24 protein-coding genes and 2 pseudogenes are annotated in these 23,007 nt (G+C 67.1%); 13 read left to right on the top strand and 13 right to left on the bottom strand.

Annotation, left to right across the window (positions count from 1 at the left end; all coding sequences use genetic code 11):
- The first annotated feature begins 100 nt into the window (after positions 1-100).
- The 7 genes and pseudogenes from KB874_RS12480 to KB874_RS12450 all read left to right on the top strand — a co-directional run bounded on the left by KB874_RS12480 (position 101) and on the right by KB874_RS12450 (position 6,901).
- Complete coding sequence (locus KB874_RS12480) at positions 101-1,228, top strand: ABC transporter substrate-binding protein (RefSeq protein ID WP_212536866.1); 1,128 nt, start codon at positions 101-103, stop codon at positions 1,226-1,228.
- Between the two features lie 99 nt (positions 1,229-1,327).
- Positions 1,328-2,170 (top strand): ABC transporter permease, encoded by an 843-nt coding sequence (locus tag KB874_RS12475; RefSeq protein WP_212536865.1) that lies wholly within the window; start codon positions 1,328-1,330, stop codon positions 2,168-2,170.
- Positions 2,167-2,946 (top strand): ABC transporter permease, encoded by a 780-nt coding sequence (locus KB874_RS12470; protein WP_212536864.1) that lies wholly within the window; start codon positions 2,167-2,169, stop codon positions 2,944-2,946. Before KB874_RS12475 ends, KB874_RS12470 begins: the two co-directional genes overlap by 4 nt.
- Positions 2,943-3,944: an ABC transporter ATP-binding protein gene (locus KB874_RS12465; protein WP_212536863.1), complete on the top strand. Its 1,002-nt coding sequence runs from the start codon at positions 2,943-2,945 to the stop codon at positions 3,942-3,944. The genes KB874_RS12470 and KB874_RS12465 overlap by 4 nt, the downstream gene beginning before the upstream one ends.
- On the top strand, positions 3,941-5,182 hold the full coding sequence (locus tag KB874_RS12460; RefSeq protein WP_212536862.1) for a cytosine deaminase: 1,242 nt from the start codon (positions 3,941-3,943) through the stop codon (positions 5,180-5,182). Before KB874_RS12465 ends, KB874_RS12460 begins: the two co-directional genes overlap by 4 nt.
- Positions 5,183-5,218: 36 nt before the next feature.
- A pseudogene (locus KB874_RS12455) lies at positions 5,219-5,855 on the top strand (hypothetical protein).
- Between the two features lie 122 nt (positions 5,856-5,977).
- Positions 5,978-6,901, top strand: coding sequence for a PHP domain-containing protein (locus KB874_RS12450; RefSeq protein WP_212536861.1), 924 nt, complete (start codon positions 5,978-5,980; stop codon positions 6,899-6,901).
- Positions 6,902-6,921: 20 nt separating this feature from the next.
- On the opposite strand, the gene KB874_RS12445 is transcribed toward KB874_RS12450, so the two are convergent.
- Entirely contained in the window at positions 6,922-8,115 is a 1,194-nt protein-coding gene (locus KB874_RS12445) for an alpha-D-ribose 1-methylphosphonate 5-triphosphate diphosphatase (RefSeq protein ID WP_428849244.1), read from the bottom strand.
- Between KB874_RS12445 and KB874_RS12440 the strand changes: the two genes are divergently transcribed.
- On the top strand, positions 8,114-8,785 hold the full coding sequence (locus tag KB874_RS12440; RefSeq protein WP_212536860.1) for a DUF1045 domain-containing protein: 672 nt from the start codon (positions 8,114-8,116) through the stop codon (positions 8,783-8,785). The two genes, KB874_RS12445 and KB874_RS12440, sit on opposite strands and share 2 nt — an antisense overlap.
- Here the strand turns inward: KB874_RS12440 and phnN are convergent.
- Genes phnN through phnG form a run of 8 tightly spaced genes read right to left on the bottom strand, consistent with a single transcriptional unit; the run spans position 8,767 to position 14,357 of the window.
- Positions 8,767-9,312: a phosphonate metabolism protein/1,5-bisphosphokinase (PRPP-forming) PhnN gene (phnN, locus tag KB874_RS12435; protein ID WP_212536859.1), complete on the bottom strand. Its 546-nt coding sequence runs from the start codon at positions 9,310-9,312 to the stop codon at positions 8,767-8,769. The genes KB874_RS12440 and phnN overlap by 19 nt on opposite strands.
- On the bottom strand, positions 9,309-9,992 hold the full coding sequence (gene phnL / locus KB874_RS12430) for a phosphonate C-P lyase system protein PhnL (protein WP_212536858.1): 684 nt from the start codon (positions 9,990-9,992) through the stop codon (positions 9,309-9,311). The genes phnN and phnL overlap by 4 nt, the downstream gene beginning before the upstream one ends.
- 10 nt (positions 9,993-10,002) lie before the next feature.
- Positions 10,003-10,779, bottom strand: coding sequence for a phosphonate C-P lyase system protein PhnK (phnK, locus tag KB874_RS12425; protein WP_212536857.1), 777 nt, complete (start codon positions 10,777-10,779; stop codon positions 10,003-10,005).
- Positions 10,776-11,633 carry an alpha-D-ribose 1-methylphosphonate 5-phosphate C-P-lyase PhnJ gene (locus KB874_RS12420; RefSeq protein WP_212536856.1) on the bottom strand — a complete coding sequence of 286 codons (858 nt, stop codon included), beginning with the start codon at positions 11,631-11,633 and terminating at the stop codon, positions 10,776-10,778. Before KB874_RS12420 ends, phnK begins: the two co-directional genes overlap by 4 nt.
- A complete protein-coding gene (locus KB874_RS12415; protein ID WP_212536855.1) occupies positions 11,630-12,226 on the bottom strand; it encodes an HAD family hydrolase in 597 nt (198 codons plus the stop codon). Before KB874_RS12415 ends, KB874_RS12420 begins: the two co-directional genes overlap by 4 nt.
- Positions 12,223-13,311 (bottom strand): carbon-phosphorus lyase complex subunit, encoded by a 1,089-nt coding sequence (locus KB874_RS12410; protein ID WP_212536854.1) that lies wholly within the window; start codon positions 13,309-13,311, stop codon positions 12,223-12,225. Before KB874_RS12410 ends, KB874_RS12415 begins: the two co-directional genes overlap by 4 nt.
- Positions 13,312-13,902, bottom strand: coding sequence for a phosphonate C-P lyase system protein PhnH (phnH, locus tag KB874_RS12405; RefSeq protein ID WP_212536853.1), 591 nt, complete (start codon positions 13,900-13,902; stop codon positions 13,312-13,314).
- Positions 13,902-14,357: a phosphonate C-P lyase system protein PhnG gene (phnG, locus tag KB874_RS12400; RefSeq protein ID WP_212536852.1), complete on the bottom strand. Its 456-nt coding sequence runs from the start codon at positions 14,355-14,357 to the stop codon at positions 13,902-13,904. The genes phnH and phnG overlap by 1 nt, the downstream gene beginning before the upstream one ends.
- A 100-nt stretch (positions 14,358-14,457) precedes the next feature.
- On the opposite strand from phnG, the gene phnF reads away from it, so the two are divergent.
- Positions 14,458-15,144 (top strand): phosphonate metabolism transcriptional regulator PhnF, encoded by a 687-nt coding sequence (gene phnF, locus KB874_RS12395; RefSeq protein ID WP_283054437.1) that lies wholly within the window; start codon positions 14,458-14,460, stop codon positions 15,142-15,144.
- Here the strand turns inward: phnF and KB874_RS12390 are convergent.
- The 4 genes and pseudogenes from KB874_RS12390 to KB874_RS12375 all read right to left on the bottom strand — a co-directional run bounded on the left by KB874_RS12390 (position 15,141) and on the right by KB874_RS12375 (position 17,553).
- Positions 15,141-15,724, bottom strand: a pseudogene (locus KB874_RS12390) (LbetaH domain-containing protein). The gene phnF and the pseudogene KB874_RS12390 sit on opposite strands and share 4 nt — an antisense overlap.
- On the bottom strand, positions 15,724-15,948 hold the full coding sequence (locus tag KB874_RS12385) for an ABC transporter permease family protein (RefSeq protein ID WP_212536851.1): 225 nt from the start codon (positions 15,946-15,948) through the stop codon (positions 15,724-15,726). Before KB874_RS12385 ends, KB874_RS12390 begins: the two are co-directional and overlap by 1 nt.
- 130 nt (positions 15,949-16,078) lie before the next feature.
- Complete coding sequence (locus KB874_RS12380) at positions 16,079-16,222, bottom strand: hypothetical protein (protein ID WP_212536850.1); 144 nt, start codon at positions 16,220-16,222, stop codon at positions 16,079-16,081.
- Positions 16,223-16,410: 188 nt separating this feature from the next.
- The gene (locus KB874_RS12375; RefSeq protein WP_212536849.1) at positions 16,411-17,553 is read right to left on the bottom strand and encodes an NADH:flavin oxidoreductase/NADH oxidase; all 1,143 of its coding nucleotides are present in this window, start codon (positions 17,551-17,553) and stop codon (positions 16,411-16,413) included.
- A 324-nt stretch (positions 17,554-17,877) separates the two neighbouring features.
- On the opposite strand from KB874_RS12375, the gene KB874_RS12370 reads away from it, so the two are divergent.
- The 4 genes from KB874_RS12370 to KB874_RS12355 are packed head-to-tail and all read left to right on the top strand — an operon-like array spanning position 17,878 to position 22,986.
- Positions 17,878-19,473: an ABC transporter substrate-binding protein gene (locus KB874_RS12370; protein ID WP_212536848.1), complete on the top strand. Its 1,596-nt coding sequence runs from the start codon at positions 17,878-17,880 to the stop codon at positions 19,471-19,473.
- 59 nt (positions 19,474-19,532) lie between these two features.
- Complete coding sequence (locus tag KB874_RS12365) at positions 19,533-20,519, top strand: ABC transporter permease (RefSeq protein ID WP_346346543.1); 987 nt, start codon at positions 19,533-19,535, stop codon at positions 20,517-20,519.
- 2 nt (positions 20,520-20,521) lie between these two features.
- Positions 20,522-21,352, top strand: a complete 831-nt coding sequence (locus KB874_RS12360; protein ID WP_212536847.1) for an ABC transporter permease — start codon at positions 20,522-20,524, stop codon at positions 21,350-21,352.
- Complete coding sequence (locus tag KB874_RS12355; protein ID WP_212536846.1) at positions 21,349-22,986, top strand: ABC transporter ATP-binding protein; 1,638 nt, start codon at positions 21,349-21,351, stop codon at positions 22,984-22,986. Before KB874_RS12360 ends, KB874_RS12355 begins: the two co-directional genes overlap by 4 nt.
- Positions 22,987-23,007 lie beyond the last annotated feature (21 nt).

The following is a 23,007-nucleotide window of genomic DNA, read 5'->3' as shown; positions in this document are numbered from 1 at the left end:
GTCACTAATCTTTGCGCATCACGGCGGCCGGACTGTGCCGCGTGAGCAAAAAAATGAAAAACGGCGCAGCGCAGCATGCGCCGCCCGACACGGAGGCGAAATGTCCAAATCTTCCTTCACCATGACCCGGCGGCGCATGCTGGGCGGCGCCGCGGGCGTCGCGCTGACTGCGCCGATGATCAGCCGCGCCTGGGCGCAGGAGCCGGTGCAGATCAACATGCTGGCCTGGTACGGCCATGCCGAGCCCGACATGGTGGCCGAGTTCGAGGCCGCCAACAACGTCAAGTTCGTGCCGAAATACTATGCCGGCGGCGACAACATGCTGGCGCTGATCGCACAATCCCCGCCCGGCACCTATGACCTGATCCTGTCCGATGCCGAGTTCGTGCAGCAGCTGAACGCGGCAGGCTACATCGAGGAGATGGACCCGTCGCTCTACCCGTTCGACGACTTTTTCCCCGAGTACCAGAAGTTCCCGGGGCACTGGACGGACAACCAGCTTTGGTCGGTCATGGTGCGCTTCGGCCTGCTGGGCGTGTCCTACAACACCGAGGCGCTGACCCGCGAAGAAGCCATGAGCTACAACGCCTTCTGGAACCCCAAGGTGACCGGCAAGGTGGGCCATTTCGACTGGCACTTGCCCAGCCTGGGCCAGATCTCGCTGCTGAATGGCAACCGCAACCCGTCGCCCTTCGACATCGACGGCGCGGCCTGGGACGCGGTGATGGAAAAGACGCTGAGCCTGAAACCGCAGGTCGGTGGCTATTTCGACTATGGCGGCACCTTCGCCTCGCTCAAGAACGGCGAGATGCTGGCGATGGCGGGCATCGGCGACTGGATCACCGGTGTCCTGCAAAAGGACGGCGCGCCCGTCGCCTCGGTCATCCCCGAAGAGGGCGGCATCCAGTGGACGGAAAGCTACTCGATCGGCAAGGGCACGACCAAGCACGACATCATCAACAAGTTCATCCAGTACATGCTGTCGCCCGAAGGCCAGGTGAAGTCGATCCAGATGGCCGCCTATCCGGGCCTCTCGCCGCTGAAATCCGGCTGGAAGGCGATCCAGGACGCCAACCCGGCCGAGGCCGAGCGGTCGGGCCTGATCGAAGGGCATGACCAGTCGCCGATCAAGCTGCTGTCCGAAGGGCGCCTGTTCTTCCGCGACATCCCGCGCCAGCAGAGCCTCGAGGACTGGAACGACTTCTGGTCGGAATACAAGACGGCCTGACGTCGGCGCCCCGGCCGCGTGCCGGGGCATCCTGCACAAGCAACCGCGAAACCGGTCCCGGATCGCCTCCGGGGCCGCAACGAACCCGAAGCCCCGCCCATGTCCGAACGCCCCTCTGCCTATCCCTATGTCTGGCGCCTGCCGCTGCTGATCTGGCAGGGGCTGTTCTTTGTCGGGCCGCTGGTGCTGATGGTGGCCATGTCCTTCTGGTTGGTCCGCAACTACCGGATGGAGCCGGATTTCATCCTGGACAACTGGGACAGGATGCTGGGCCGGGGCTATTTCTGGGATGCCTACTGGGTCACCGTCTGGCGGGCGACGCTGGCCGCGATCCTCGCCAGCCTGATCGCCTTTCCCGCCAGTTTCGCGCTGGCCTTCCGCGTGTCAGAAACGACGCGGCGCTGGGCGCTGTTCTTTCTGATCGTGCCCTTCTTTACCTCCTACCTCGTGCGGATCTACGCGTGGCAGGTGCTGCTGGCGGAAAGCGGTCCGATCAACGGCGTGCTGGGCTGGGTCGGCCTGGGTCCGTTCACCATGCTGAACTCGGGCTTCGGCGCGATGGTCGGATACATGACGCTGGTCCTGCCGCTGGTGGTGATCCTGCAAACCTTCAGCCTTGCCAATATCGACCGCAACCTGATCGAGGCGGCCTGGAACCTGGGCGCCAACCCGCGCGCCACGCTGGTCCGGGTCATCGTCCCGGCGGCGAAAATCGGGCTGATCGTGGGGTGCGTCTTTGCCTTCATCCTGTCCTTTGGCGATTTCGTCTCGCCCTTCTACCTCGGAGGGTCGAAACCGCCGACCCTGTCGATCCTGATCATCGACACCACGAAATCCGGCCAGCAATGGCCCCGCGCGGCGGTCGTTGCGGTGATGATGATCGTGACGCTGTTCGTCGTGGCTTTCGCCGCCGTCGGCGCCGCCTACGGGAGGCGCAAATGATGCGCGGCACCCTGTTCTCGCGGTTCTACCTGGTGGCCCTGTTCACCTTCGTCTTTGCGCCGATCGTCACCAGCATGGTGTTTTCGTTCAACTCCGACCGCTTTCCCACGGTCCCGCTGGGCAGTTTCACGACGCATTGGTATCAGACTGCCTTTGCCCGGCCGGAGGTCTGGACCGCCTTCGGCAATTCCCTGGTCGTGGCGGCCTGCGCGGCGGCACTGTCGACGGCTCTCGGCTTTGCCACTGCCTATACCGATTTCCGCTATGGCTTCCGGTTCAAGCCTGCCTATCTGGCGCTCGCCCTGCTGCCGCCGACGATCCCGCTGGTCATCATGGGATTGGCTATGCTGGCTTGGCTGGGGCGGCTGGGCCTGTCGGGCACGCTGACCGGCATCGTCATCGCCCACACGGTGATGGGCGCGCCCTTTGCCATGGCGATCTGCCGGCTGCGCTTGTCGCAGATGGACCCCGCACTCGAGGCCGCGGCCTGGAACCTCGGCGCCTCGCCCTGGCGCACTATGCGGTCGGTGGTGGTGCCCTTCTGCCTGCCCGCGCTGATCTCGGCCTTCTGCCTGACCGCCGCCGTCAGTTTCGACGAGTTCATCGTGGCCTGGTTCGTCTCGGGCCTGAACAAGACGGTGCCGGTGATGATCCTTGAAATTCTTCAGGGCAATGTCGATCCGCAGATCAACGCCATCGGCACGGTGGTGTTCCTGACATCCATGACGCTGGTCGTGGTGGCCCAGCTTCTGATCCTGAAAAAGAGCGCGACATGACGACAGACGATCCGCTGGTGCGCTTCGACGGCGTGTCGAAAAATTATGGCGACTTCCAGGCAGTCAAGGGGATCGACCTGACCATTGGGCGGGGCGAGTTCGTGGCGATCATGGGCCCCTCGGGCTGTGGCAAGACCACGACCCTGCGGATGCTGGCGGGGCTGGAGACGCCCAGCGCCGGCACCATCACCATCGACGGCAACGTGATGAACGACGTTCCCGCGCATGAGCGCGACACGCCGATGGTCTGGCAGTCGCTGGCGCTGTTTCCGTTCCTGAACGTAAAGGAAAACGTCGAATTCGGCCTGAAGATGCGCGGCGTCGAACAGAGCGAACGCCACGGCCGCGCCATGCTGTGGCTGGAGCGGATGGGCCTGAAAGGCTTCGAGAAGCGGCGCATCGACCAGCTGTCGGGCGGCCAGCGGCAGCGCGTGGCGCTGGCGCGCAGCCTGGTGACCGAACCGCAGATGCTGCTGCTGGACGAACCGCTTAGCGCGCTCGACGCGCACCTGGTGATCCGCATGCAAGGCGTGCTGACCCGCCTGCAAAAGGAACTGGGCATCACCTTTGTCTATGTTACGCATTCGCAGTCCGAGGCCTTTGCCATGGCCGACCGCGTGGTCATCATGGGCCATGGCGAAATCGCCCAGATCGGCCGCCCGCAAGAGATCTTCCGCGCGCCCAAGACCCGCTTTGTCGCGGAATTCGTGGGGCGCAACAACATCCTGCCGGGCGAGGCGCCGGGGCAGGAACTGGTCGTCGCCGCCGATCGCATGACGGTCAGCGCCGAGCAGCCCGAGGGCCGCGCCATCGCCGCGGAATTCGTCTCCGAGGAATTCGCGGGCACTGGCATCATCTGCTATTTCGAGGGGCCGGACGGTGCCGAACTGAAGGCACAGGTCACCGAGGCACAGCTTGAATCGCTGGCGCCGGAACCGGGCAAGCGGTTCTGGCTCAGCTGGGCGCCCGGCGCCGAACACGTGATGGAGGCCGCATGAGCGTCGATATCCTGGTCAGCGGCGGCGTTCTGCCTGACGGAACGCAGGCCGACATTGCCATCGCTGGCGGTCGGATCACGGCGGTCGAGCCCGGAATCGCTGCCGACGCGGCCGAGGTGATCGACGCCACCGGCAAGCTGGTCAGCCAGCCCCTGATCGACTGCCATTTCCACATGGACGCGACCCTGTCCTACGGGTGCCCGCGAGTGAATGCCTCGGGCACGCTGCTTGAAGGGATCGCGCTGTGGAGTGAACTCAAGGCACTCCAGACCCGGGACGAGATCGTGGCCCGCGCGCTGGACTATTGCCGGCAGGCGGTGTCGCGCGGTGTCCTTGCGATCCGCAGCCATGTTGATGTGACCGACGCGACCTTCCGCACCGTCGAGGCGCTGCTGGAGGTCCGCGAGCAGGTGAAGGGCGTACTGGACCTGCAACTGGTCGCCTTCCCGCAGGACGGCTGGTATCGCGCGGCGGGCGCGGAACAGCAGGTCATTCGCGCGCTGGATGCCGGTGTCGACGTGGTCGGCGGCATCCCGCATTTCGAACGGACGATGGCCGATGGCGCGGCCTCGGTCCGCGCCGCCTGCGAACTGGCGGCAGAGCGTGGCCTGCGTGTCGACCTGCATTGCGACGAAAGCGACGACCCCCTCAGCCGCCATATCGAGACTCTGGCCGCCGAGACGATCCGCTGCGGTCTGCAGGGGCGAGTGGCGGGATCGCACCTGACCTCGATGCATTCGATGGACAACTATTATGTCGCCAAGCTGATCCCGCTGATCGCCGAGGCGCAGGTCGCCGCCATCCCCAACCCGCTCATCAACATCACGCTTCAGGGCCGGATGGATACCTATCCCAAGCGCCGCGGCATGACCCGCGTGCCGGAACTGCGCGCGGCGGGTGTCACCGTCGCCTTCGGCCAGGATTGCGTGCGCGACCCGTGGTATCCACTGGGCTCGGGCGACATGCTGGACGTGGCGCATATGGGGCTGCACGTGGCGCTGATGACGGCCCCTGACCAGATGCGCGCGGCCTTCGACATGGTCACACGGACGCCCGCGCAGATCATGGGGCTGGATTTCGGGCTGGAACCGGGCAGGCGTGCCAGCCTGGTGGTGCTGGACGCGCCCGACCCGATCGAGGCGCTGCGCCTGCGCCCGGCGCGGCTCTGCGTGATCTCGAATGGCCGGGTCGTGTCGCGCGCCGTTCCCGAAACGGCGACCGTCACCGCCGGTTTCTGAATCCCCGTCCCGCATTTCCCCAAGGAAGACATCGGAATGACACGCACCGTCGTGAACAGCTGGAACGAGTGGGATCCGCTGAAACACGTGATCGTCGGCAATGCCGACAATTGCCACATCCCACCCGAGGAACCGGCGCTGGACGCAAAGGTGCCTTAGGACAGCGACATGCGCGGCCTGTGGGGCCGCCGCCGGCAGGAAACGATCAACCGCGCGAACGAGCCGCTCGACCGGTTCGCCGCCCAACTGGGGGTTCGCGGCATCCGCGTCGACCGGCCGACGCCGATCGACCACGCGCTACCCGTGACCACACCCGATTTCCACACCAACAGCCAGTTCGGCTGCATGCCGCCGCCGGCCCGAGGATCAGCGCGCCATGTTCGAGGCCAACGGCTGGGAAGTCGTCGATGCCGCGCAGCCCGCGCAAAACGCGCCGCCCCCGCTGTGCTGTTCCTCGGTCTGGCTGTCGATGAGTGTGCTGGTACTGGATGCCAAGACGGTCTGCGTCGAGAAATCCGAGGTCTACCATGCCGAACAGATGGACAAGCTGGGCATGGAGGTCGTCGAGGTCGAGCTGCGCGACGCCTATGCCTTTGGCGGCGGCCTGCATTGCTGCACCGCCGATGTCTATCGCGAGGGCACCTGCGAGGATTACTTGCCGCACCTGGCGTGATGTCGGAACGGACGGCGGCGTGATGCAGCCGCTTGCGGAAAAGGGCGGAATGGGCAAGCTGTCCGGCATCCGGTCAGTCGGCACGCATCATGCCGTCGGCGCCCGGCTCGAGGATGCGCCCCATGCCCCTTACCGCCTTTTCCGCCCCCGGCCGTTTCTGGCGTGGCAACCTGCACACCCATTCCACCCTGTCCGACGGCGGCCTGCCACCCGACGAGGTCTGCCGCCGCTACAAGGCCGAAGGCTATGACTTTCTCGCGCTGACCGACCATTTCATCGGCGCGTATGGCTATCCAATCGCCGACACGACGCCGTTCCGCGACAATGCCTTCACCACCCTGCTGGGGGCCGAGATCCACTCGGGCGCCATGCGGAACGGTGAGTTGTGGCACATCCTGGCGGTCGGTCTGCCGGCGGATTTCGCGCCGCCGCATGCGCCCGGTTTCGACCCGGTTGAGGGGCAGGAGGCCGGCCCTGAACTCGCCGCCCGGGCGCGTGCCGCCGGTGCGTTCGTCGCCATCGCCCATCCGCAATGGTCGGGCATGACGCTGGAGGACGCGCGCAGCATCACCGCGGCGCATGCGGTCGAGATCTACAATCACGGCTGCGCGGTCAGCTGCGACCGGCCTGACGGCGCCTTCTATGCCGACCTGCTGCTGTCCGAGGGCCGCGACGTGACGTTGATCGCCACCGACGACGCGCATTTCACCGAGCCCGACCATTTTGGCGGCTGGGTGATGGTCAAGGCCGAGGCGAACGATCCCGACCTGCTGCTCGAGGCGCTGAAAGCGGGCGATTTCTATTCCAGCCAGGGGCCGGAACTGCGTGGCGTGACGGTCTCGGGCGGCGAGATCACCGTCGCCTGTTCGGCAGCTTCGGTCGTGATGGTGCAGGGGCATGGCAGCGCGGCGCAGGCAGTGCATGGCCAGTCGATGACGCAGGCCGCCGTGCCGATGCAGCGCTTCCGCAACTCGCCGTGGATCCGCGTGACGGTGATGGACCGCGCAGGACGCCGCGCCTGGTCGAACCCGATCCGTCTGGGCTGAGGGCGCATCGACGGGCCGGATCAGGCCACGCGCGCGCCCCGGCTCCAGACGCCGCGCAGCACCGGCGTGGTGCCGATCAGGCCGACGCGCAGGACGTCGCCGCGCCAGCCCGCCTCCAGCCGGCCGCGGTCCGTCAGGCCCGCCGCACGCGCCGGGCTTTCGGTCACGCAGGCCACGGCACGGGGCAGGTCGCCCCACAGGTCGAACAGGCGGAAGGCAGACAGAAGCAGCGCCGACGGTACGTAATCCGACGACACGATGTCCAGCAGCCCGGCCTGCGCAAGGTCATTTGCCGCGACATTGCCCGAATGCGACCCGCCCCGGATCAGGTTTGGCGCGCCCATCATCACCTTGATGCCCTGCGCCTGGCAGGCCTGCGCCGCCTCCAGGGTCGTCGGGAATTCGGCGAACCCCACGCCATGCGCCTTCGAGGTTGCCACCTGGTCTGCCGTGGTGTCGTCATGGCTGGCCAGCACTGCACCAAGGCGGCGCGCCTCGGCCACGGCGCCGGCCTCGTGCCGCGTGCCATGCAGACGGCGCAACTCCTTCAGGTTCGCCACATGCTCGACGAAATCGGCGTCCGACATGCCGCGCTTCTTGGCGACATAGGTCTTGAGCGCGGCCAGGTCGCGAAACTGCCGCTGGCCCGGCGTGTGGTCCATCAGGCTGACGATGCCCACCCGGTCCTCGGGGCCGAAGGCCGCCATCTCTTCCAGCAGGGTTTCGGAACAGGTCTCGGCCCGCAGGTGCAGGAAATGGCTGATCTTCAGGTGTCCGCCTTCGCGCAGCATCATCAGTTCCGAGGCCAGCGCGCGCGCATAGGGCATGTAACGCCCCTTGCCGTCATGGATGGAGCCGACCCGCATCGCGTCAAAGACCGTGGTGATCCCGGTTGAGGCCAGTTCCCCGTCATGCGCGAGGATCGCCGGCAGGTGCGGCCAGTCGACCGAGGGGCGCGGCTCGATATGCCGTTCCAGGTTGTCGGTATGCAGTTCCACCAGTCCGGGCATCACGACATCGCCGCCGCAATCCACCGCGCCGGGGGGCACTTGGTCTCCCTCGGCGATCTCGGCGATCCGTCCCTCGGCAAGGGTGATGCGGCCCGTCAGCACGCAGTCGCGCAGGACGAGGCGGGCATTGGCAAGACACAGCGGCTCTGCCATGGAACCGTCATGCGCGCCTTCCAGAGAGCCGGAGGGAAGGGGAGAATTCATGTCATATACTCGCTTCGCGATCTATTACCTTCCGCCCAAGGGCGACCTGGCGGAATTCGGGGCGCGCTGGCTGGGCTGGGACGCGGCCACGGGCCGGCCCGTGGACCAGCCCGACCTGCCCGGCATCGAGGCCATCACTGCGACACCGCGCAGATACGGCTTTCATGGCACGCTGAAACCGCCCTTCCGCCTGGCCGGCGGGCGCGACGCCGACGCCCTCGCCGTGGCGACGGCCGCGATGGCGGCCACCTGCGCCCCGGCCCGATGCGAGGGGCTTCACCTCAGCCGGCTGGGCCGGTTCCTGGCGCTGACGCCCACGGGCGACACGACCGGCATCGCCCGTGTTGCCGCGGCCTGCGTGGCTGACCTGGACGCCTTCCGCGCGCCACCCGGCGAGGACGAACTTGCCCGTCGCCGCAAGGCGAACCTGTCGCCCCGGCAGGAGGCGCTGTTGACCCGCTGGGGCTATCCCTACGTGATGGAGGAATTCCGCTTTCACCTGACCCTCACCGACCGCCTGCCAAGGGACGATATGGACCGCTGGTTCGCGGCGGTCGAGGCGCATCTTCCGCCGCTGCCCGCGCCCTTCGTCCTCGACGAGGTCGCCTTGGTCGGAGAGCGATCGGACGGGCGTTTCGAACTGGTCCAACGCTACGCCCTCACCGGTTGAATCGCCGCCAGCGCCCGCGTCACGGTATCGTCCAGCGGGCCGTCATTGACGATGGTGACGACATTCAGGCCGGGCGGCAACGGCCGCGGCGCCTGCGCAAGCCGTCCCGCGATCTCGTCGGCGCTTTCCCGCCCGCGCCCTGCCAGCCGCGCGGCCAGAACCTCGGGCGCGGCGGTGATGTGCAGGACCAGAAGGCGCGGAAACACCTTTGCGGCCTGCCTCAGGACACCGCGCGACAGGTTCGCCAACCGGTTCGCGCCGCCCCGGACATCCGCTAGAACCGGGGCTGGGATGCCGTAGCTCAGGCCATGTGCGTCCCAATGCAGGCAAAAGGCGCCCCGCGCCACGGACTCGGAAAAGGCGTCGGGCGTCATGGGCTCATGGTCTTCGCCGTCCGGGTCCGGCGCGCGGGTGATGACCCGCCGCACCGGCCGGATGCCCGGCGCACGCGTCGCGATCCCCGCCATGACCGAATCCTTGCCGACGCCCGAAGGCCCGACCACAGCGATCAGCCAACCGTCGCTCATGCCGCCCGCGCCGGGGCAAAACGGCTGACATCGATCTCGCGGTCGCAGACCCGGGCGCGCGCCGCCTCGTCGTGGAAGATGCCGATCATCGCCGCGCCCCGCGCCTTGGCCTCCTCGATCAGCCTTAGCACGACCTCGCGATTGGCGGTGTCGAGGCTGGCGGTGGGTTCGTCCAGCAGAAGGGCGGGATAGGGATGGGCAAACCCGCGCGCGATGTTGACGCGTTGCTGCTCGCCGCCCGAGAAGGTCGTGGGGGACAGGCTCCACAGCCGCTCCGGGATGTTCAGCCGGGCCAGCAATCCGCGCGCCCGCTCTCGCGCGTCCTCCACCGGCACGCCCACCGCGCGCAACGGTTCGGCCACCACGTCCAGCGTCGGCACGCGCGGCACGACGCGCAGGAACTGGCTGACGTAACCCAGCGTCTCGCGTCGCAACCGGATGATTGCGCGCGGCTCGGCCCGCGCCACGTCGACGCCGCCCACCAGGATACGGCCAGAGGCGGCGCGGTAATTGCCGTAGATCATCCGCATCAGCGTGGACTTGCCCGCGCCGCTCGCGCCGGTCAGGGCGACGCATTCGCCGGGCGCCACCGACAGTCGCGCCGCTTCGATCACGCGAAGGACCGCGCCGCCCTGATTGTGCAGGGTGAAGGTCTTTGACAGGTTCTCGATCTCGATCATGGCCGACTCCTCATACCTGCAATACGCTGGAGACCAGCAACTGCGTATAGCCATGCTGCGGGTCGTCCAGCACCTGGTCGGTCAGCCCGGCCTCGACCACGCGACCCGATTTCATCACCATCAGCTGGTCCGCCAGCAGGCGCACCACGGCCAGGTCATGCGTCACGATCACCGCCGAAAGTCCCATGTCGCGCACCAGGCCGCGCAGCAGGTCCAGCAGGCGTGCCTGCACGCTCACGTCCAGCCCGCCGGTGGGCTCGTCCATGAAGACCAGTCGCGGCCCGGTCACCAGGTTCCGCGCGATCTGCAACCGCTGCTGCATGCCCCCCGAAAAGGTCGAGGGGCGGTCGTCGATGCGGCCCGGGTCAATCTCGACCCGCTCCAGCCAGTCCGTCGCCTTGCCGCGGATGTCTCCGTAATGCCGCGCGCCCACCGCCATCAGGCGTTCGCCCACGTTGCCACCGGCGCTGACGCCCATGCGTAACCCGTCGCGGGCGTGCTGGTGGACAAAGGCCCAGTCGGTGCGGCCCAGCATCCGCCGCTCGGGCTCGCTCATGGTGACGGTGTCGCGCGGGCCGTCGGCGCGGGTGTCAAAGATCACCTGACCGGCATCCGGCACCAGGTGCCCGGCCATGCAGTTCAGCAGCGTCGACTTGCCAGAGCCGCTTTCGCCCACGATCCCCATGACCTCGCCCGGCCAGAGGTCAAAGCTGACATCGATGCAGCCGACATGCGCGCCATAGCGCTTGCCGATTCCGCGCACCGAAAGAAGGGGCGTATAGCTCATGCCGCGTCCTTTCCGCGATGGCCCTGCGCCTGCCGCGCCTCGCAATAGTCGGTGTCGGAACAGACGAACATCCGCCCGCCCACATCGTCCACGATAACCTCGTCGAGATAGCTGTCGGTCGCGCCACACAGGCCGCAGGGATGATCCGCCTTGGACGGCTCGAACGGGTGATCCTCGAAGTCGAGGCTGACCACCTGCGTCCAGGGCGGCAGCGCATAGAGGCGCTGCTCGCGTCCCGCGCCGAACAGTTGGATGGCGGGGCAGTCGCCCAGTTTCGGGTTGTCGAATTTCGGGATCGGCGACGGATCCATGACATAGCGTGCCTCGACGCGGACGGGGTAGGCGTAGGCGGTGGCGATATGGCCGTGGCGGCTGATGTCCTCGTAAAGTTTCACATGCATCAGCCCGTAGTCCTCGAGCGCGTGCATCTTGCGCGTCTCGCTTTCGCGCGGCTCGAGAAAGCGCAAGGGTTCCGGGATCGGGACCTGGTAGACCAGGATCTGCCCCTCGGTCAGCGGCACCTCGGGGATGCGGTGGCGGGTCTGGATGACGGTCGCCTCCTGCGTCCGGGTCGTGGTCGCAACCCCTGCCGTGCGCTGGAAGAAGCTGCGGATCGAGACGGCGTTGGTCGTGTCGTCGGCGCCCTGGTCGATCACCTTCAGCACGTCATCAGGCGTCAGCACAGCCGCCGAGACCTGCACACCGCCCGTGCCCCAGCCATAGGGCATGGGCATCTCGCGGCTGGCAAACGGCACTTGGTAGCCGGGAATCGCCAACGCCTTGAGCAGCGCGCGGCGGATCATCCGCTTGGTCTGTTCGTCGAGATAGGCGAAGTTGTAGGCCGTTTCGGTCACAGCAACCCCCTTTGCGTCAGGTCCGCCTCCAGCGCCTCGGGCGTGGTGAAATGATGCGCCTGCCAGCCCGCCGCCCGCGCGCCGTCGACATTGGCGGGACTGTCATCGATGAACAGGCAGTCCTGCGCGACGACGCCCGCCCTGTCGCAGAGCAGATCGAAGATCGCCCTGTCAGGCTTGATGATGCGTTCCTGGCCCGAGACGATGGTGACCCCGAACGCCTCCCGAAGGCGGGGATGAAGCGCCAGCCCGGTGTCCCAGTTCTCGGCCGACCAGTTCGTGATGGCGTGCAGCGCATGGCCGCGCCGCCGCAGCCGGTCGATCAGCGCCCATGTGCCCTCGATCGGCTCGCGGATGGTCAGGCCGTAGCAATCGACATAGCCCGCCAGAAGGGCGCGATCACGAGGATCGTCGAGTTCCTGCGCCAGCGCGGCAAAGGTTTCGCCGGCATCGGCACGATGATTGCGGGCGAAAAAGCCGGTCCGGTCCAGGAAGGCGTCGACCTCGGCATCGCTGCCAAGGGCCGAGCGGAAGGCCGCGCGGGGATCCCAGCGCACCAGAACGTTGCCGATGTCGAAGACGATGGTGGTCATTGCACCGCCTCCTTCGCAGCATCCGCCCCAGCCTCGCGCCGCAGCTTGCGCACCAGTTCAAGCTCGGACTGGAAGTCGACGTAATGCGGCAGCTTGATGTGCTCGAGGAAGCCCGTCGCCTGGATGTTGTCGCCGTGATACAGCACGAACTCCGCGTCCTGGGCGGGGGCGCCCTGGTCATCCTCGCCCAGTTCCTGCCAGCGCAGCGCCCGGTCCACCAGCGCCATCGAGATCGCCTTGCGCTCTGTCTGGCCGAAGACAAGGCCGTAGCCACGGGTGAATTGCGGCGGCTCGGTCTTTGATCCCTTGAACTGGTTCACGGTCTCGCATTCGGTCAGGGTGATCTCGCCGATCTCGATGGCGAAACCCAGCTCGGGGATGTCCATTTCGACGGCGACGGTGCCGATGCGCAACTCGCCGACAAAGGCGTGGGTGCGGGCATAGCCGCGCTGGGTGGAGTAAGCCATGCCAAGGGTGAAGCCCTCGTCCGCGCGGGCCAGTGCCTGAAGGCGCAGGGCGCGGTCTGCCGGCATGGCCAGCGGTTCGCGGGTCAGGTCCGGGGGCGGCGTGTCGTCTTGCGGCGCCTCTTCGATCAGGCCTTCGCGATTCAGGAAGCCCGCGACATGCGGCACCGGGCCGGACTCTGCCGCGCGCAGCGGTGCCTCTGGCACCGCGCCCTCGGCGGCGAGTTTGAAATCCAGCAGGCGGTGCGTGTAGTCGAAGGTCGGCCCTAGGACCTGCCCGCCCGGCAGGTCCTTGAAGGTCGCGCTGATGCGCCGGTCGCAGGCCATTGCAGCGGTGTCCACCGGGATCGACGCGCCAAGGCGGGGCAGGGTGGTGCGATAGGCGCGGATCAGGAAGATCGCCTCGATCAGGTCGCCTCGCGCCTGCTTGATCGCCAGCGCGGCAAGGTCGCGATCGTAGAGCGAGCCCTCGGCCATCACCCGGTTGACCGCCAGCGTCAGTTGCTCGCGGATCTGCGCCACGGACAGCTCGGCCACCGCCGTGTCGCCGCGCCGTTCCTCGGCCAGCCAGGCATGGGCATTCCCGATGGCGCGCTCGCCGCCCTTGACCGCGACATACATCTACAGATCCTCCGTTGCGCCGGACGGCGCGCTTGCCAGAGTTGTGCGCGGCAGTGCCGCGATGCGGTCGCCGCAGGTGAACAGGAAATCCAGCCCCAGCGGGAACAGCGCGCGGTTGGCTCGGAACGCCTCGGTCTCGGGCAGGGACAGCGCGGTGGTGTCGCGGATGCCGGGGCCGCGCAGGGTCGCGCCCTTCGGCTCCAGGGCGGGGCACTCGACGATCAGCGTTGCCGACCGGTCGGGATACTCGGGCGTACCCACGGGATAGGCCGACAGAGGCGCCAGCGCCTGCCATGGTCCCAGGGCGAGCATTGCCTGCCCGGGCTCCACCAGCGGCGCGCCGGTGTGAAAGGCGATCCAGTCGCGCAATGCCGGGCAATCCGCCTCACCGGCCAGGTGCAGCGGCGTGTCGGTGTCGCAGAGCGTCAGCAGCGCGGCGCCGGCGGCGGGCGACAGCGGCGCAGGCGGCATCGCTCCGGTCAGCCGGTGGATCGTGCCGGGGCGGGCCATCGCCTCCATCACGGCGCGAAAGGCATGGGCGGCAGCGGTTGCGGGATCGGTGAACCCCCCCTCGAGCGCGTGGGTCTGCATCAATCCTCTCCCCGGACCACGGTGAAGAAATCGACCTTGGTGGCGGCGGCCCGTGCAGCGCGAGCCTCGCGGCGGCCGGCATCCTCTTGCGCCAGCGGATCGAGGATGGCGCGCCGCACCGCCTCGGCGGCCCCGGTCTGCATCAGCGCATCGACGATCGCCGCCGCCTCGGCCTTGGCCTTGTCGCGGCCCTGCACGTAGGCATGACCCACGGTGCCGCAGGGCAGGCGCAGGGCGCAGCGCGTGACCGTCATTTCGCCCAGGTTGAATGGCGCGCCGGTGCCGCCCGCCCTTCCACGCACCATGACGCTACCCAGTTCGGGCGTCCGCAGCCATGTCATCGCTGGGCGCGGGCCGCGCGCATCCAGCAGCGCCGCCAGGCGCTCTGCGGGCGCACGGGCCAGCAGGCCCATCCAGGCCTTGCGCGGGGCGTTCGGGTCGGCGTCGTCTATCATCTCGACAACTCTTCCAGATACTATACAACTATACACATTATGACAGAAACGCGCGCCCGGTGCGACAGGAGAAGTGTTAATTTTGCCTAACAGGACCCCCTTGTGGCAGGCCATCGCCCAAGCCCTGCGCGACGACATGGCCGAGGGGCGCTACGCCCCGGGCGACAAGCTGCCGACCGAGGCGGCGCTGGCCGCCCGCTTCGGCGTGAACCGCCACACGGTGCGCCACGGCCTGTCGCACCTGGCCGAAGAGGGGCTGGTGCGGACGCGGCGCGGCTCTGGCGTCTTTGTCGCTGCGACGCCGACGGATTACCCGATCGGCAAGCGGGTGCGCTTTCACGAGAACCTGGTGGCAGCGGGCCGGAGGCCGGAAAAGCGCGTCTTGCAAGTCGAACTGCGCGCCGCGACAGAGGGCGAGGCGCAGGCGCTGCGCATTGCGACGGGCGATCCGGTCTGCGCCTGGCACGGCCTCTCGCTGGCCGATGGCCAGCCCATCGCCTCTTTCGAAAGCGTCTTTCCTCGCGCCCGTTTGCCGGGCATTGATACCGCCCTGGCCGCGACCAGCAGCGTGACAGAGGCCCTGCGGCGCGTGGGCGTCGACGATTACACCCGCGCCTCGACAAGGCTGACGGCCGTCGCGGCGGACGCCACGCAGGCGCTGCACCTGCACCTGCGCGAGGGCGACCCACTGCTGCGGTCGACGGCGGTCAACGTCGACGACGCAGACTTGCCGGTTGAATACGGGCGGACCTGGTTCGCGGGCGACCGCGTGACGCTGACGCTCTAGCCGTCATGACGGTCCAGAAAGGCCTCAGCGGACAGCTCGCGGAAATCCTCCGGCGCCATGCGCAGCGCGTCAAGCGACCAGTCCCACCAGGCCAGGGCGACCAGACATTCGGCGATCTCGGGCGGCTGGCGCGGGCGCAGCACCCTGTCCGGGGTGCCGGCGACGATCATGTAGCGGGCCACGTCCCTTGTCACCACCGCGCCCGACGCTACAACCGCGCCGTCACCCAAGGTCACCTGCGGCTTGATCATCGCGCCATGTCCGATCCAGGTGTCATGCCCGATCCGGGCCCGGCGTGACCGGCGATGGGCAAGGAAATCCTCGTCGATATCCGCATCGTCCCAGTAATCCAGCGAGCGATAGAGAAAGTGGTGACAGGCGGGGGTGTGCAGCGGATGGTCCGTCGCGCCGACCCGCACGATGGCAGCGATGTTGGCAAAACGGTCGCAATAGCTGTAGTGCCGAATGCGCTGTGCTGGATTCGGCTGCCTGGGCCGATCTCGACAAAGGCGCCGAAACGGCAGTCGGTTATCGTGCAGCCGTCATGGATGACCGGCGCGTCGGCCTTCAGCCGCGCCATCAACCGGTCCGCTCGATCAACCGCGCGCGCAGCCTGCCCGGGAACCAGTTGCTCGCGATCAGAAGCGCCCCGATGCAATAGCTGAGTTCCTCCCGGTCCTTCCGGGTCTGGATCGCCTGCGCGATCATCACCCCGATGCCGCCGCTGGTGATCGCCCTGATGACCGTTGCCGCGCGGGTGTTCGACCCGAGGAAATGGGGGATCTGGCTTTGGTACACGGGCATCACCGGCGGGATCAGGCCGAACCGGTGGCGTTACACCCATCCTTCCCTGATAGGCATTTGCCCTCGATCTGCATGATGTCGACGTTTTCCAGCGCCTCGGAGAACAGCTTTCGGCAACCTCCCGGGTCGGTCAAGAGGATCGCCGCCGCGCCGCCTGCTGCGCGATCCGGGCCGGGGCGAGATACCTCTCCGCCACGATGGACAGCGGCTGCGCAACCAGCGCACTGGAGCCGGGGCCGTTGCCAAACCCGGAGACCTCCGTGCCCGCACCCACGATGTCGCCTACCACGCCGGGGTTCGCTGCCCCGGCCTATTGTCAGGCACGGTGCCGCCTCCGGCCTGGTGAATGCGGCCCAGGGCCTGAACCATGACCGGGCATTGCGGACCGGACGCATGTCCCGGCTGCCGCCTGCATCGTCGCGCCGGTTGAGCACCGGGAAACCCGAACAGACGCGGGCGACCTCAGGGCTTGTAGAGCTCCGACGTGCGGTCGCGGCCTGCCAACCACCAACCCGACTGTTCCGGCCATGTGGCATAGGTCGTGTCATGGCCCAGCGCCTGCGCGGCGTGCAGCGCCCACATCGGGTTGGCCAGCGCCTCGCGTGCGATGGCGACCAGGTCGGCGCGGCCCTCGGACAGGATCGCCTCGGCCTGCACCGGGTGGGTGATCAGTCCGACCGCCATGGTCGGCATATCCGCGTCGCGGCGCACGCGCTCGGCATATGGCACCTGGAATCCCGGCTGCCGCTTTTGCCCGCCCGAGGCGGTCGCGGCTCCGGCGATCCCGCTGGACGAGCAATCCATCACGTCGACGCCGCGCGCCTTCAACTCGCGCGCCAGCACCACGGTGTCGTCGAGGCTCCATCCCTCGGGCGTGCCATCGACGGCGGAGGTGCGGAAGAACAGCGGCATGTCGTCCGGCAGGGCGGCGCGCACCGCCTCAGTGATCTCCAGTGCCAGCCGCATCCGCCCGGCCAGGTCGCCGCCATAGACATCGGTGCGGTGGTTCGACAGCGGCGACAGGAAGCTGTGCACCAGGTAGCCATGCGCGCCGTGGATCTCGACGATCCGGTATCCTGCCGCGATGGCGCGTTTCGTGGCCGCCACGTAATCGTCGATCAGCACGGCAATGTCCCCGGTCGTCAGTTCCTGCGGCACCGGCCAACCCTCGGCCACCGGCAGGGGCGAGGCGCCCACGGGGGTCCACGGCATGTCGCCCCGGTCGAAATCGGCATCGTTCAGCGGGCCGTTGCCGAACCATGGCCGCTCCATGCCCGCCTTGCGCCCGGCATGGCCCAACTGGATCGCCGGGATCGCGCCGTTGCGCGACAGGAACTGCGCGACACGTGCATGGCCGGGGATCTGACTGTCGGTCCAAAGGCCGGGACAGCCATGCGTTATGCGCCCACGCTTCTGCACGGCGGTCGCCTCGGCAAAGACGATGCCCGCGCCGCCGATGGCGAAACGGCCCAGATGGACCAGATGCCAGTCGTCCAGATGCCCCTCATGCGCCGAATACTGGCACATGGGCGAGATCACCACGCGGTTGCGCGTCTCGATCCCGCGCAGCGTCAGCGGGCGGAACAGCATCGGGGTTTGGGTCATTCGTGGTCTCCTGTCCTGTCTCGCGGCGGCCGGGGCGCCGCCCGTGGCGCGGACCCTACCGCGCGGTCAGGGCGGATTCCACCGGATGCAGCCGACTGACCGGCTGTTTGTGCACCACCTGCCTGCCCTGAAAATTGACGCCGCGGAAATTACTTTTGCAAAAAAAGTCGGCGTTCTGCTAAGTCTTGTCTGTCGAGTAGACAAAAGTCCGGGGGCAAACCCGGCTGTTTCGCGGTTCACGGGTTGCGTCGATTTGAAAATCCCAAAACTGTTGAGCCGCGACATCCAAAAAAAACGATCGTTTCGACAAGGAGGTACTGAACAATGAACTTTCGGATATGGGCCGCTGCGGCCCTGTGCGCTTTCGGCCTGACGGCGGTCCCGGCGCCGTCCCAGGCGCAGGAGGCCGGCGGCACGCTGGTCTATATCGTCCAGCCCGAGCCGCCCTCGCTGGCTTCCTTCCTGTCGACCTCGGGCCCGATCGGCCTGGTCGCCCCGAAGATCTACGAAGGCCTGTTCGACTACGACAACGATCTCAAGATCGTCCCGGCGCTCGCCGAAAGCTACGAGGTCAGCGCCGACGGCAAGACCGTCACCTTCACGCTGCGCCAGGGCGTCACATGGCATGACGGCGCGCCCTTCACTTCGGCCGACGTGGCCTTCAGCGTGATGGAGGTGCTCAAGCAGGTGCACCCGCGCGGGCCGAACTCGTTCCGCGAGGTGACCTCGATCGACACGCCGGACGAGCACACCGCCGTGTTCAATCTTGCGAATCCGGCGCCCTACATGCTGCGCGCGCTGTCCTCGTATGAAAGCCCGATGGTGCCCAAACACCTGCTCGAAGGCACCGACCTGCGCAATTCGGACCTGGCCACCAGCCCGGTCGGCACCGGCCCCTACAAGTTCGTGGAATGGAAGAAAGGCCAGTACATCCGCCTCGACAAGAACGAGGCCTACTGGCAGGACGGCATGCCCTACCTCGACCGCTTGGTCGGTCGCTTCATCCCCGACGCCTCGACCCGGACGGCGGCGATGGAGAATGGCGAGGTCATGTATGGCGCCTATGGCGCGATCCCGAACATCGACGCGGTGCGCCTGCGCGACACCGACGGCTTCTCGGTCACGACCGACGGCTATTCGATGATCAACCCGATGGCCCTGATCGAGTTCAACACCACCAAGCCGCCCTTCGACAACCCGGCGGTCCGCAAGGCGGTCTCGCTGGCGATCGACCGCGAGTTCCTGATCGAGAACATCTGGTTCGGCTATGGCAAGCCGGCGACCTCTGCACTGTCCTCCAACTTTGCCGCCGTGGGTCTCTACAAGGAAGGCATGCCGAACTACCCGAAGAACGCCGACGTCGCGGGCGCCATCGCGCTGCTGGACGCGGCGGGCATCATGCCGGACGCCAACGGCGTGCGTGCCACCGCCACGCTGGACCTGATCCCATATGGCGAGGACTGGCGCCGCGCGGGCGAATACATGAAGCAGGCGCTGGCCGAGATCGGCATCGCGATCGAGCTGCGCTACGAGGACGTGCCGACCTGGCTGAAGCGGATCTATGCCGACTACGACTTCGACTTCAACGTGAACTACTTCTACCAGCTGTCCGACCCGGTGCTGGGCGTTCACCGTCACTACGGTACCGACCAGATCCGCCAGGGCACGCATTTCGTCAACTCGTCGCGCTATTCCAACCCCGAGCTCGACGCCCTGCTGGCCGCCGGCGCGCAGGAAGCGGATGCCACGAAGCGGGCCGAGATCTATGGCCAGGTCCAGGAAATCCTGGCCGAGGACATGCCCGTGGCGAACCTGTTCGAGATGCAGTTCCTGACCGTCTACAACGACAAGCTCAAGGAACACGCGACCTCGGCGATGGGCGCCTATGGCTCGTTCGACCGCGCCTGGGTCGAGCAGTGACCTGACAAGACCATGGCGCCGGCCCCCGTGGCCGGCGCCGATTGCAAGGGAATATCGCCGTGTCTCATTTCGCTCGTCGCATGCGCTATGTCGTGAAGCGGCTGCTTCAGGCCATTCCGATCGTGCTGGCCATCGTCGTCCTCAACTTCTTCCTCCTGCAACTGGCAGAAGGTGACGCCGTCGACGTGCTGGCGGGCGAGGCGGGCTCTGCCACGCCGGAATACATGGCCGAGCTGCGGGCCAAGTTCGGCCTGGACAAGCCTCTGCCGGTGCAATTGGCCGTCTACCTGAAGAACGTCGTCATGTTCGACCTCGGCTATTCCTTCCGGCACGACATGCCGGTCAGCCAGCTGATCCTCGACCGGCTCGTTCCGACACTGCTGCTGATGGTCGCGACGATCACGCTGGCGGTGGGTTTCGGCATCCTGCTGGGCCTTGTCGCCGCGATGGGCCTGAACACCTGGCGCGACACCGCGATCTCGATCTTCGCGCTGATCACCTATGCCACGCCGCTGTTCTGGGTGGGGCTGATGCTGATCGTGGTCTTCTCGCTGAATCTCCGATGGTTTCCGACCTCGGGGATGGAGAATTTCGCCATGTTCTACGAGGGTTGGGACCGCGTGAAGGACATCGCGCATCACCTGGTCCTGCCGACGGTGACGCTGTCGCTGTTCTATCTCGCGCTTTACACCCGCCTGATGCGCGCCTCGATGTTGGAACAGGCGGGACAGGATTACGTCACCACGGCCCGCGCCAAGGGCGTGACCGAGAATCGCATCATGTTCGTGCACGTGCTGCGCAACGCCCTGTTGCCCGTCGTCACAATGGCGGGCGTGCAGGTGGGCGCGCTGATCGGCGGCTCGGTGATCGTCGAATCCGTCTTTGCCTGGCCGGGTCTTGGCATGCTTGCCTTCGAGGCGCTGTTCTCGCGCGACCTGAACCTGCTTCTGGGGATCTTCCTGCTGTCGGCGCTGCTGGTCGTCGCGGTCAATCTTGTGGTCGACATCATCTATTCCTCACTCGACCCGCGGATCGAGGTGAACTGACCATGACCTTCTGGAAACTCTTTGCCCGCAATCGCGGCGCGGTGGTCGGCCTGGGCATCCTGGTCCTGATCGCCGTCATGGCGGCGACCGCCAGCCTGTTCTTTCCGGCCGACCCGTTCAGCCTGGCGGGCAAGCCGATGTCGCCGCCGGGAGAGAACGGCTTCCTGCTGGGCAGCGACAGCCTGGGCCGCGACGTGGCGGCGGGCATCGCCCATGGCGCCAAGACCTCGCTGCTGATCGGGCTGCTGGCGACGCTTGTCGCCGTCGGCATCGGAATCGTCATGGGGGCGCTGGCGGGCTATTACGGCGGGCCGATCGACAACCTGCTGATGCGCGTGACCGAGATGTTCCAGACGATCCCGTCCTTCATCTTCGCGATCCTGCTGGTCGCGATCATGAAACCGTCGATCGAAAGCATCGTCATCGCCATTGCCGTCGTGTCCTGGCCTGCCGTGGCGCGCCTGGTGCGGGGTGAATTCCTGTCGCTGCGCAACCGCGAATTCGTGCAGGCCTGCCACACGCTGGGCATGTCCGACGTGCGCATCATGCTGGGGGAAATCCTGCCCAACTGCCTGTCGCCGGTGATCGTCATCGGCTCGCTTATGGTGGCGACGGCGATCCTGATCGAAAGCGGCTTGGCCTTCCTCGGCCTCGGCGATCCCAACATCATGAGCTGGGGCTTCCAGATCGGCGCGGGGCGGACGTTGCTGCGTTCGGCCTGGTGGGTGTGCACCTTTCCCGGCATCGCGATCCTGCTGACCGTGCTGGCGATCAACCTCGTGGGAGAGGGCATCAACGACGCCCTGAACCCGCGCCTGAGGGAGCGGACATGACCCGGCTTCTGGACATCACCGACCTGCACGTGGCCCTGCCGCCCGAAAGCCAGCGGCCCTACGCGGTCGAGGCGCTGAACCTGCACCTGGAACCCAACGAGATCCTTTGCGTCGTGGGCGAAAGCGGATCGGGCAAGTCGCTGACCGCCCGTGCGGTCATGGGGCTGCTGCCGAAACCGCGTGTGCGCATCGCCAAGGGCAGCGTCAATTTCCTGGGCGAGGACCTGGCCAAGGTCAGCGAGGAGCGACTGCGGGCGATCCGCGGCTCGCAGATATCGATGATCTTCCAGGAGCCGATGACCGCGCTGAACCCGGTCATGACCATCGGCACGCAGATCGACGAGGTGTTCCGCTTTCACGAGAAGATGCCGGGACGGGAACGCCGCGCGCGGGCCTTGCAACTGCTGACGGACGTGCAGTTGCCCGACCCCGAACAGACGCTGAAGGCCTATCCGCACGAACTGTCCGGCGGCCAGCGGCAGCGCGCCATGATCGCCATGGCGCTGGCGCTGGACCCCAAGATCCTGATCGCGGACGAGCCCACCACCGCGCTCGACGTGACAACGCAGGCGCAGGTGCTGAAGCTGATCAAGCAGATGCAGGCCTCGCATGGCACGGGCGTGCTGTTCATCACCCATGATTTCGGCGTCGTGGCCGATATCGCCGACCGGGTGGCGGTGATGCAGAACGGGTTGCTGGTGGAAACCGGCACCACCGACCAAGTGCTGCGCCGTCCCGAACATCCCTATACCAAGGCGCTGATCGGCGCCGTTCCCGACCTCGTGCCGCGCGCGGCGCGTCCCCGTTCGGGCGCGACGGTGCTGCGGGTGAAGAACCTGCAAAAGACCTATCGCAGCGGCGGCGGCCTGTTCGGTGGCAAGGGCCGCGTGGTGCATGCGGCCAATGACGTGACCTTCGACCTCGCCCGGGGCGAGACTCTGGGCATCGTCGGCGAAAGCGGCTCTGGCAAGTCCACCGTCGCGCGCTGCATCGTGCGGTTGAACGATGCCGAGGCAGGCGAAATCCTGCTGGGCGACACCGACCTGCGCCCGCTTGGCCGCGCCGCGATGCGACCGCACCGGTCCAAGATCCAGATGGTGTTCCAGGACCCGTTCGCCTCGCTCAACCCGCGCACCCGGATCGGCAAGATCATCGCGCAGGGGCCGATGATGTATGGTGCCAGCGCCGACGAGGCCAAGCGCAAGACGAATGAATTGCTGGAGATCGTCGGCCTGGACGCCCGCGCCTATGACCGCTTTCCACACGAGTTCTCGGGCGGTCAGCGGCAGCGGATCGGCATCGCCCGCGCGTTGGCGCTGGAGCCGCAGATCCTGGTCGCGGACGAGCCCGTCTCGGCGCTCGATGTGTCGATCCAGGCGCAGATCCTGCGGCTGCTGGACGAGATCCGGGACCGGATGAACCTGTCGATGGTCTTCATCACCCATGATCTGCGCGTCGCGGCACAGGTCTGCGACCGGATCGCGGTGATGCAGCGCGGCAAGGTGGTCGAGATCGGGCCGACCGCCACGATGTTCTCGGACCCGAAACAGCCCTACACGCAGGAACTGCTGGCCGCCGTGCCGGGCAAGGACTGGTTCTCGGCCGAGGACATGGCGCGCGTCCACGCGACCTGATCCCACACAGGAAAGACCCCG

This window comes from Thetidibacter halocola (assembly GCF_018224955.1).
Lineage (GTDB): Bacteria > Pseudomonadota > Alphaproteobacteria > Rhodobacterales > Rhodobacteraceae > Thetidibacter > Thetidibacter halocola.
The sequence above is the reverse complement of the archived record's forward strand: the minus strand, read 5'-3'. Positions and strand labels throughout refer to the sequence as shown.

Excerpts from the sequence above, each read along its gene's own strand:
- KB874_RS12450 (WP_212536861.1), top strand. The coding sequence starts at position 5,978 with ATGCCCCTTACCGCCTTTTCCGCCCCCGGCCGTTTCTGGCGTGGCAAC.
- phnH (WP_212536853.1), bottom strand. The coding sequence starts at position 13,902 with ATGCAGACCCACGCGCTCGAGGGGGGGTTCACCGATCCCGCAACCGCT.
- KB874_RS12370 (WP_212536848.1), top strand. The coding sequence starts at position 17,878 with ATGAACTTTCGGATATGGGCCGCTGCGGCCCTGTGCGCTTTCGGCCTG.
- KB874_RS12460 (WP_212536862.1), top strand. The coding sequence starts at position 3,941 with ATGAGCGTCGATATCCTGGTCAGCGGCGGCGTTCTGCCTGACGGAACG.
- KB874_RS12475 (WP_212536865.1), top strand. The coding sequence starts at position 1,328 with ATGTCCGAACGCCCCTCTGCCTATCCCTATGTCTGGCGCCTGCCGCTG.
- KB874_RS12355 (WP_212536846.1), top strand. The coding sequence starts at position 21,349 with ATGACCCGGCTTCTGGACATCACCGACCTGCACGTGGCCCTGCCGCCC.
- KB874_RS12385 (WP_212536851.1), bottom strand. The coding sequence starts at position 15,948 with ATGCCCGTGTACCAAAGCCAGATCCCCCATTTCCTCGGGTCGAACACC.
- phnN (WP_212536859.1), bottom strand. The coding sequence starts at position 9,312 with ATGAGCGACGGTTGGCTGATCGCTGTGGTCGGGCCTTCGGGCGTCGGC.
- phnG (WP_212536852.1), bottom strand. The coding sequence starts at position 14,357 with ATGATAGACGACGCCGACCCGAACGCCCCGCGCAAGGCCTGGATGGGC.
- KB874_RS12470 (WP_212536864.1), top strand. The coding sequence starts at position 2,167 with ATGATGCGCGGCACCCTGTTCTCGCGGTTCTACCTGGTGGCCCTGTTC.
- KB874_RS12410 (WP_212536854.1), bottom strand. The coding sequence starts at position 13,311 with ATGTATGTCGCGGTCAAGGGCGGCGAGCGCGCCATCGGGAATGCCCAT.
- KB874_RS12415 (WP_212536855.1), bottom strand. The coding sequence starts at position 12,226 with ATGACCACCATCGTCTTCGACATCGGCAACGTTCTGGTGCGCTGGGAT.
- KB874_RS12375 (WP_212536849.1), bottom strand. The coding sequence starts at position 17,553 with ATGACCCAAACCCCGATGCTGTTCCGCCCGCTGACGCTGCGCGGGATC.
- phnK (WP_212536857.1), bottom strand. The coding sequence starts at position 10,779 with ATGAGCTATACGCCCCTTCTTTCGGTGCGCGGAATCGGCAAGCGCTAT.
- KB874_RS12480 (WP_212536866.1), top strand. The coding sequence starts at position 101 with ATGTCCAAATCTTCCTTCACCATGACCCGGCGGCGCATGCTGGGCGGC.
- KB874_RS12360 (WP_212536847.1), top strand. The coding sequence starts at position 20,522 with ATGACCTTCTGGAAACTCTTTGCCCGCAATCGCGGCGCGGTGGTCGGC.
- KB874_RS12440 (WP_212536860.1), top strand. The coding sequence starts at position 8,114 with ATGTCATATACTCGCTTCGCGATCTATTACCTTCCGCCCAAGGGCGAC.
- KB874_RS12465 (WP_212536863.1), top strand. The coding sequence starts at position 2,943 with ATGACGACAGACGATCCGCTGGTGCGCTTCGACGGCGTGTCGAAAAAT.
- phnL (WP_212536858.1), bottom strand. The coding sequence starts at position 9,992 with ATGATCGAGATCGAGAACCTGTCAAAGACCTTCACCCTGCACAATCAG.
- KB874_RS12445 (WP_428849244.1), bottom strand. The coding sequence starts at position 8,115 with ATGAATTCTCCCCTTCCCTCCGGCTCTCTGGAAGGCGCGCATGACGGT.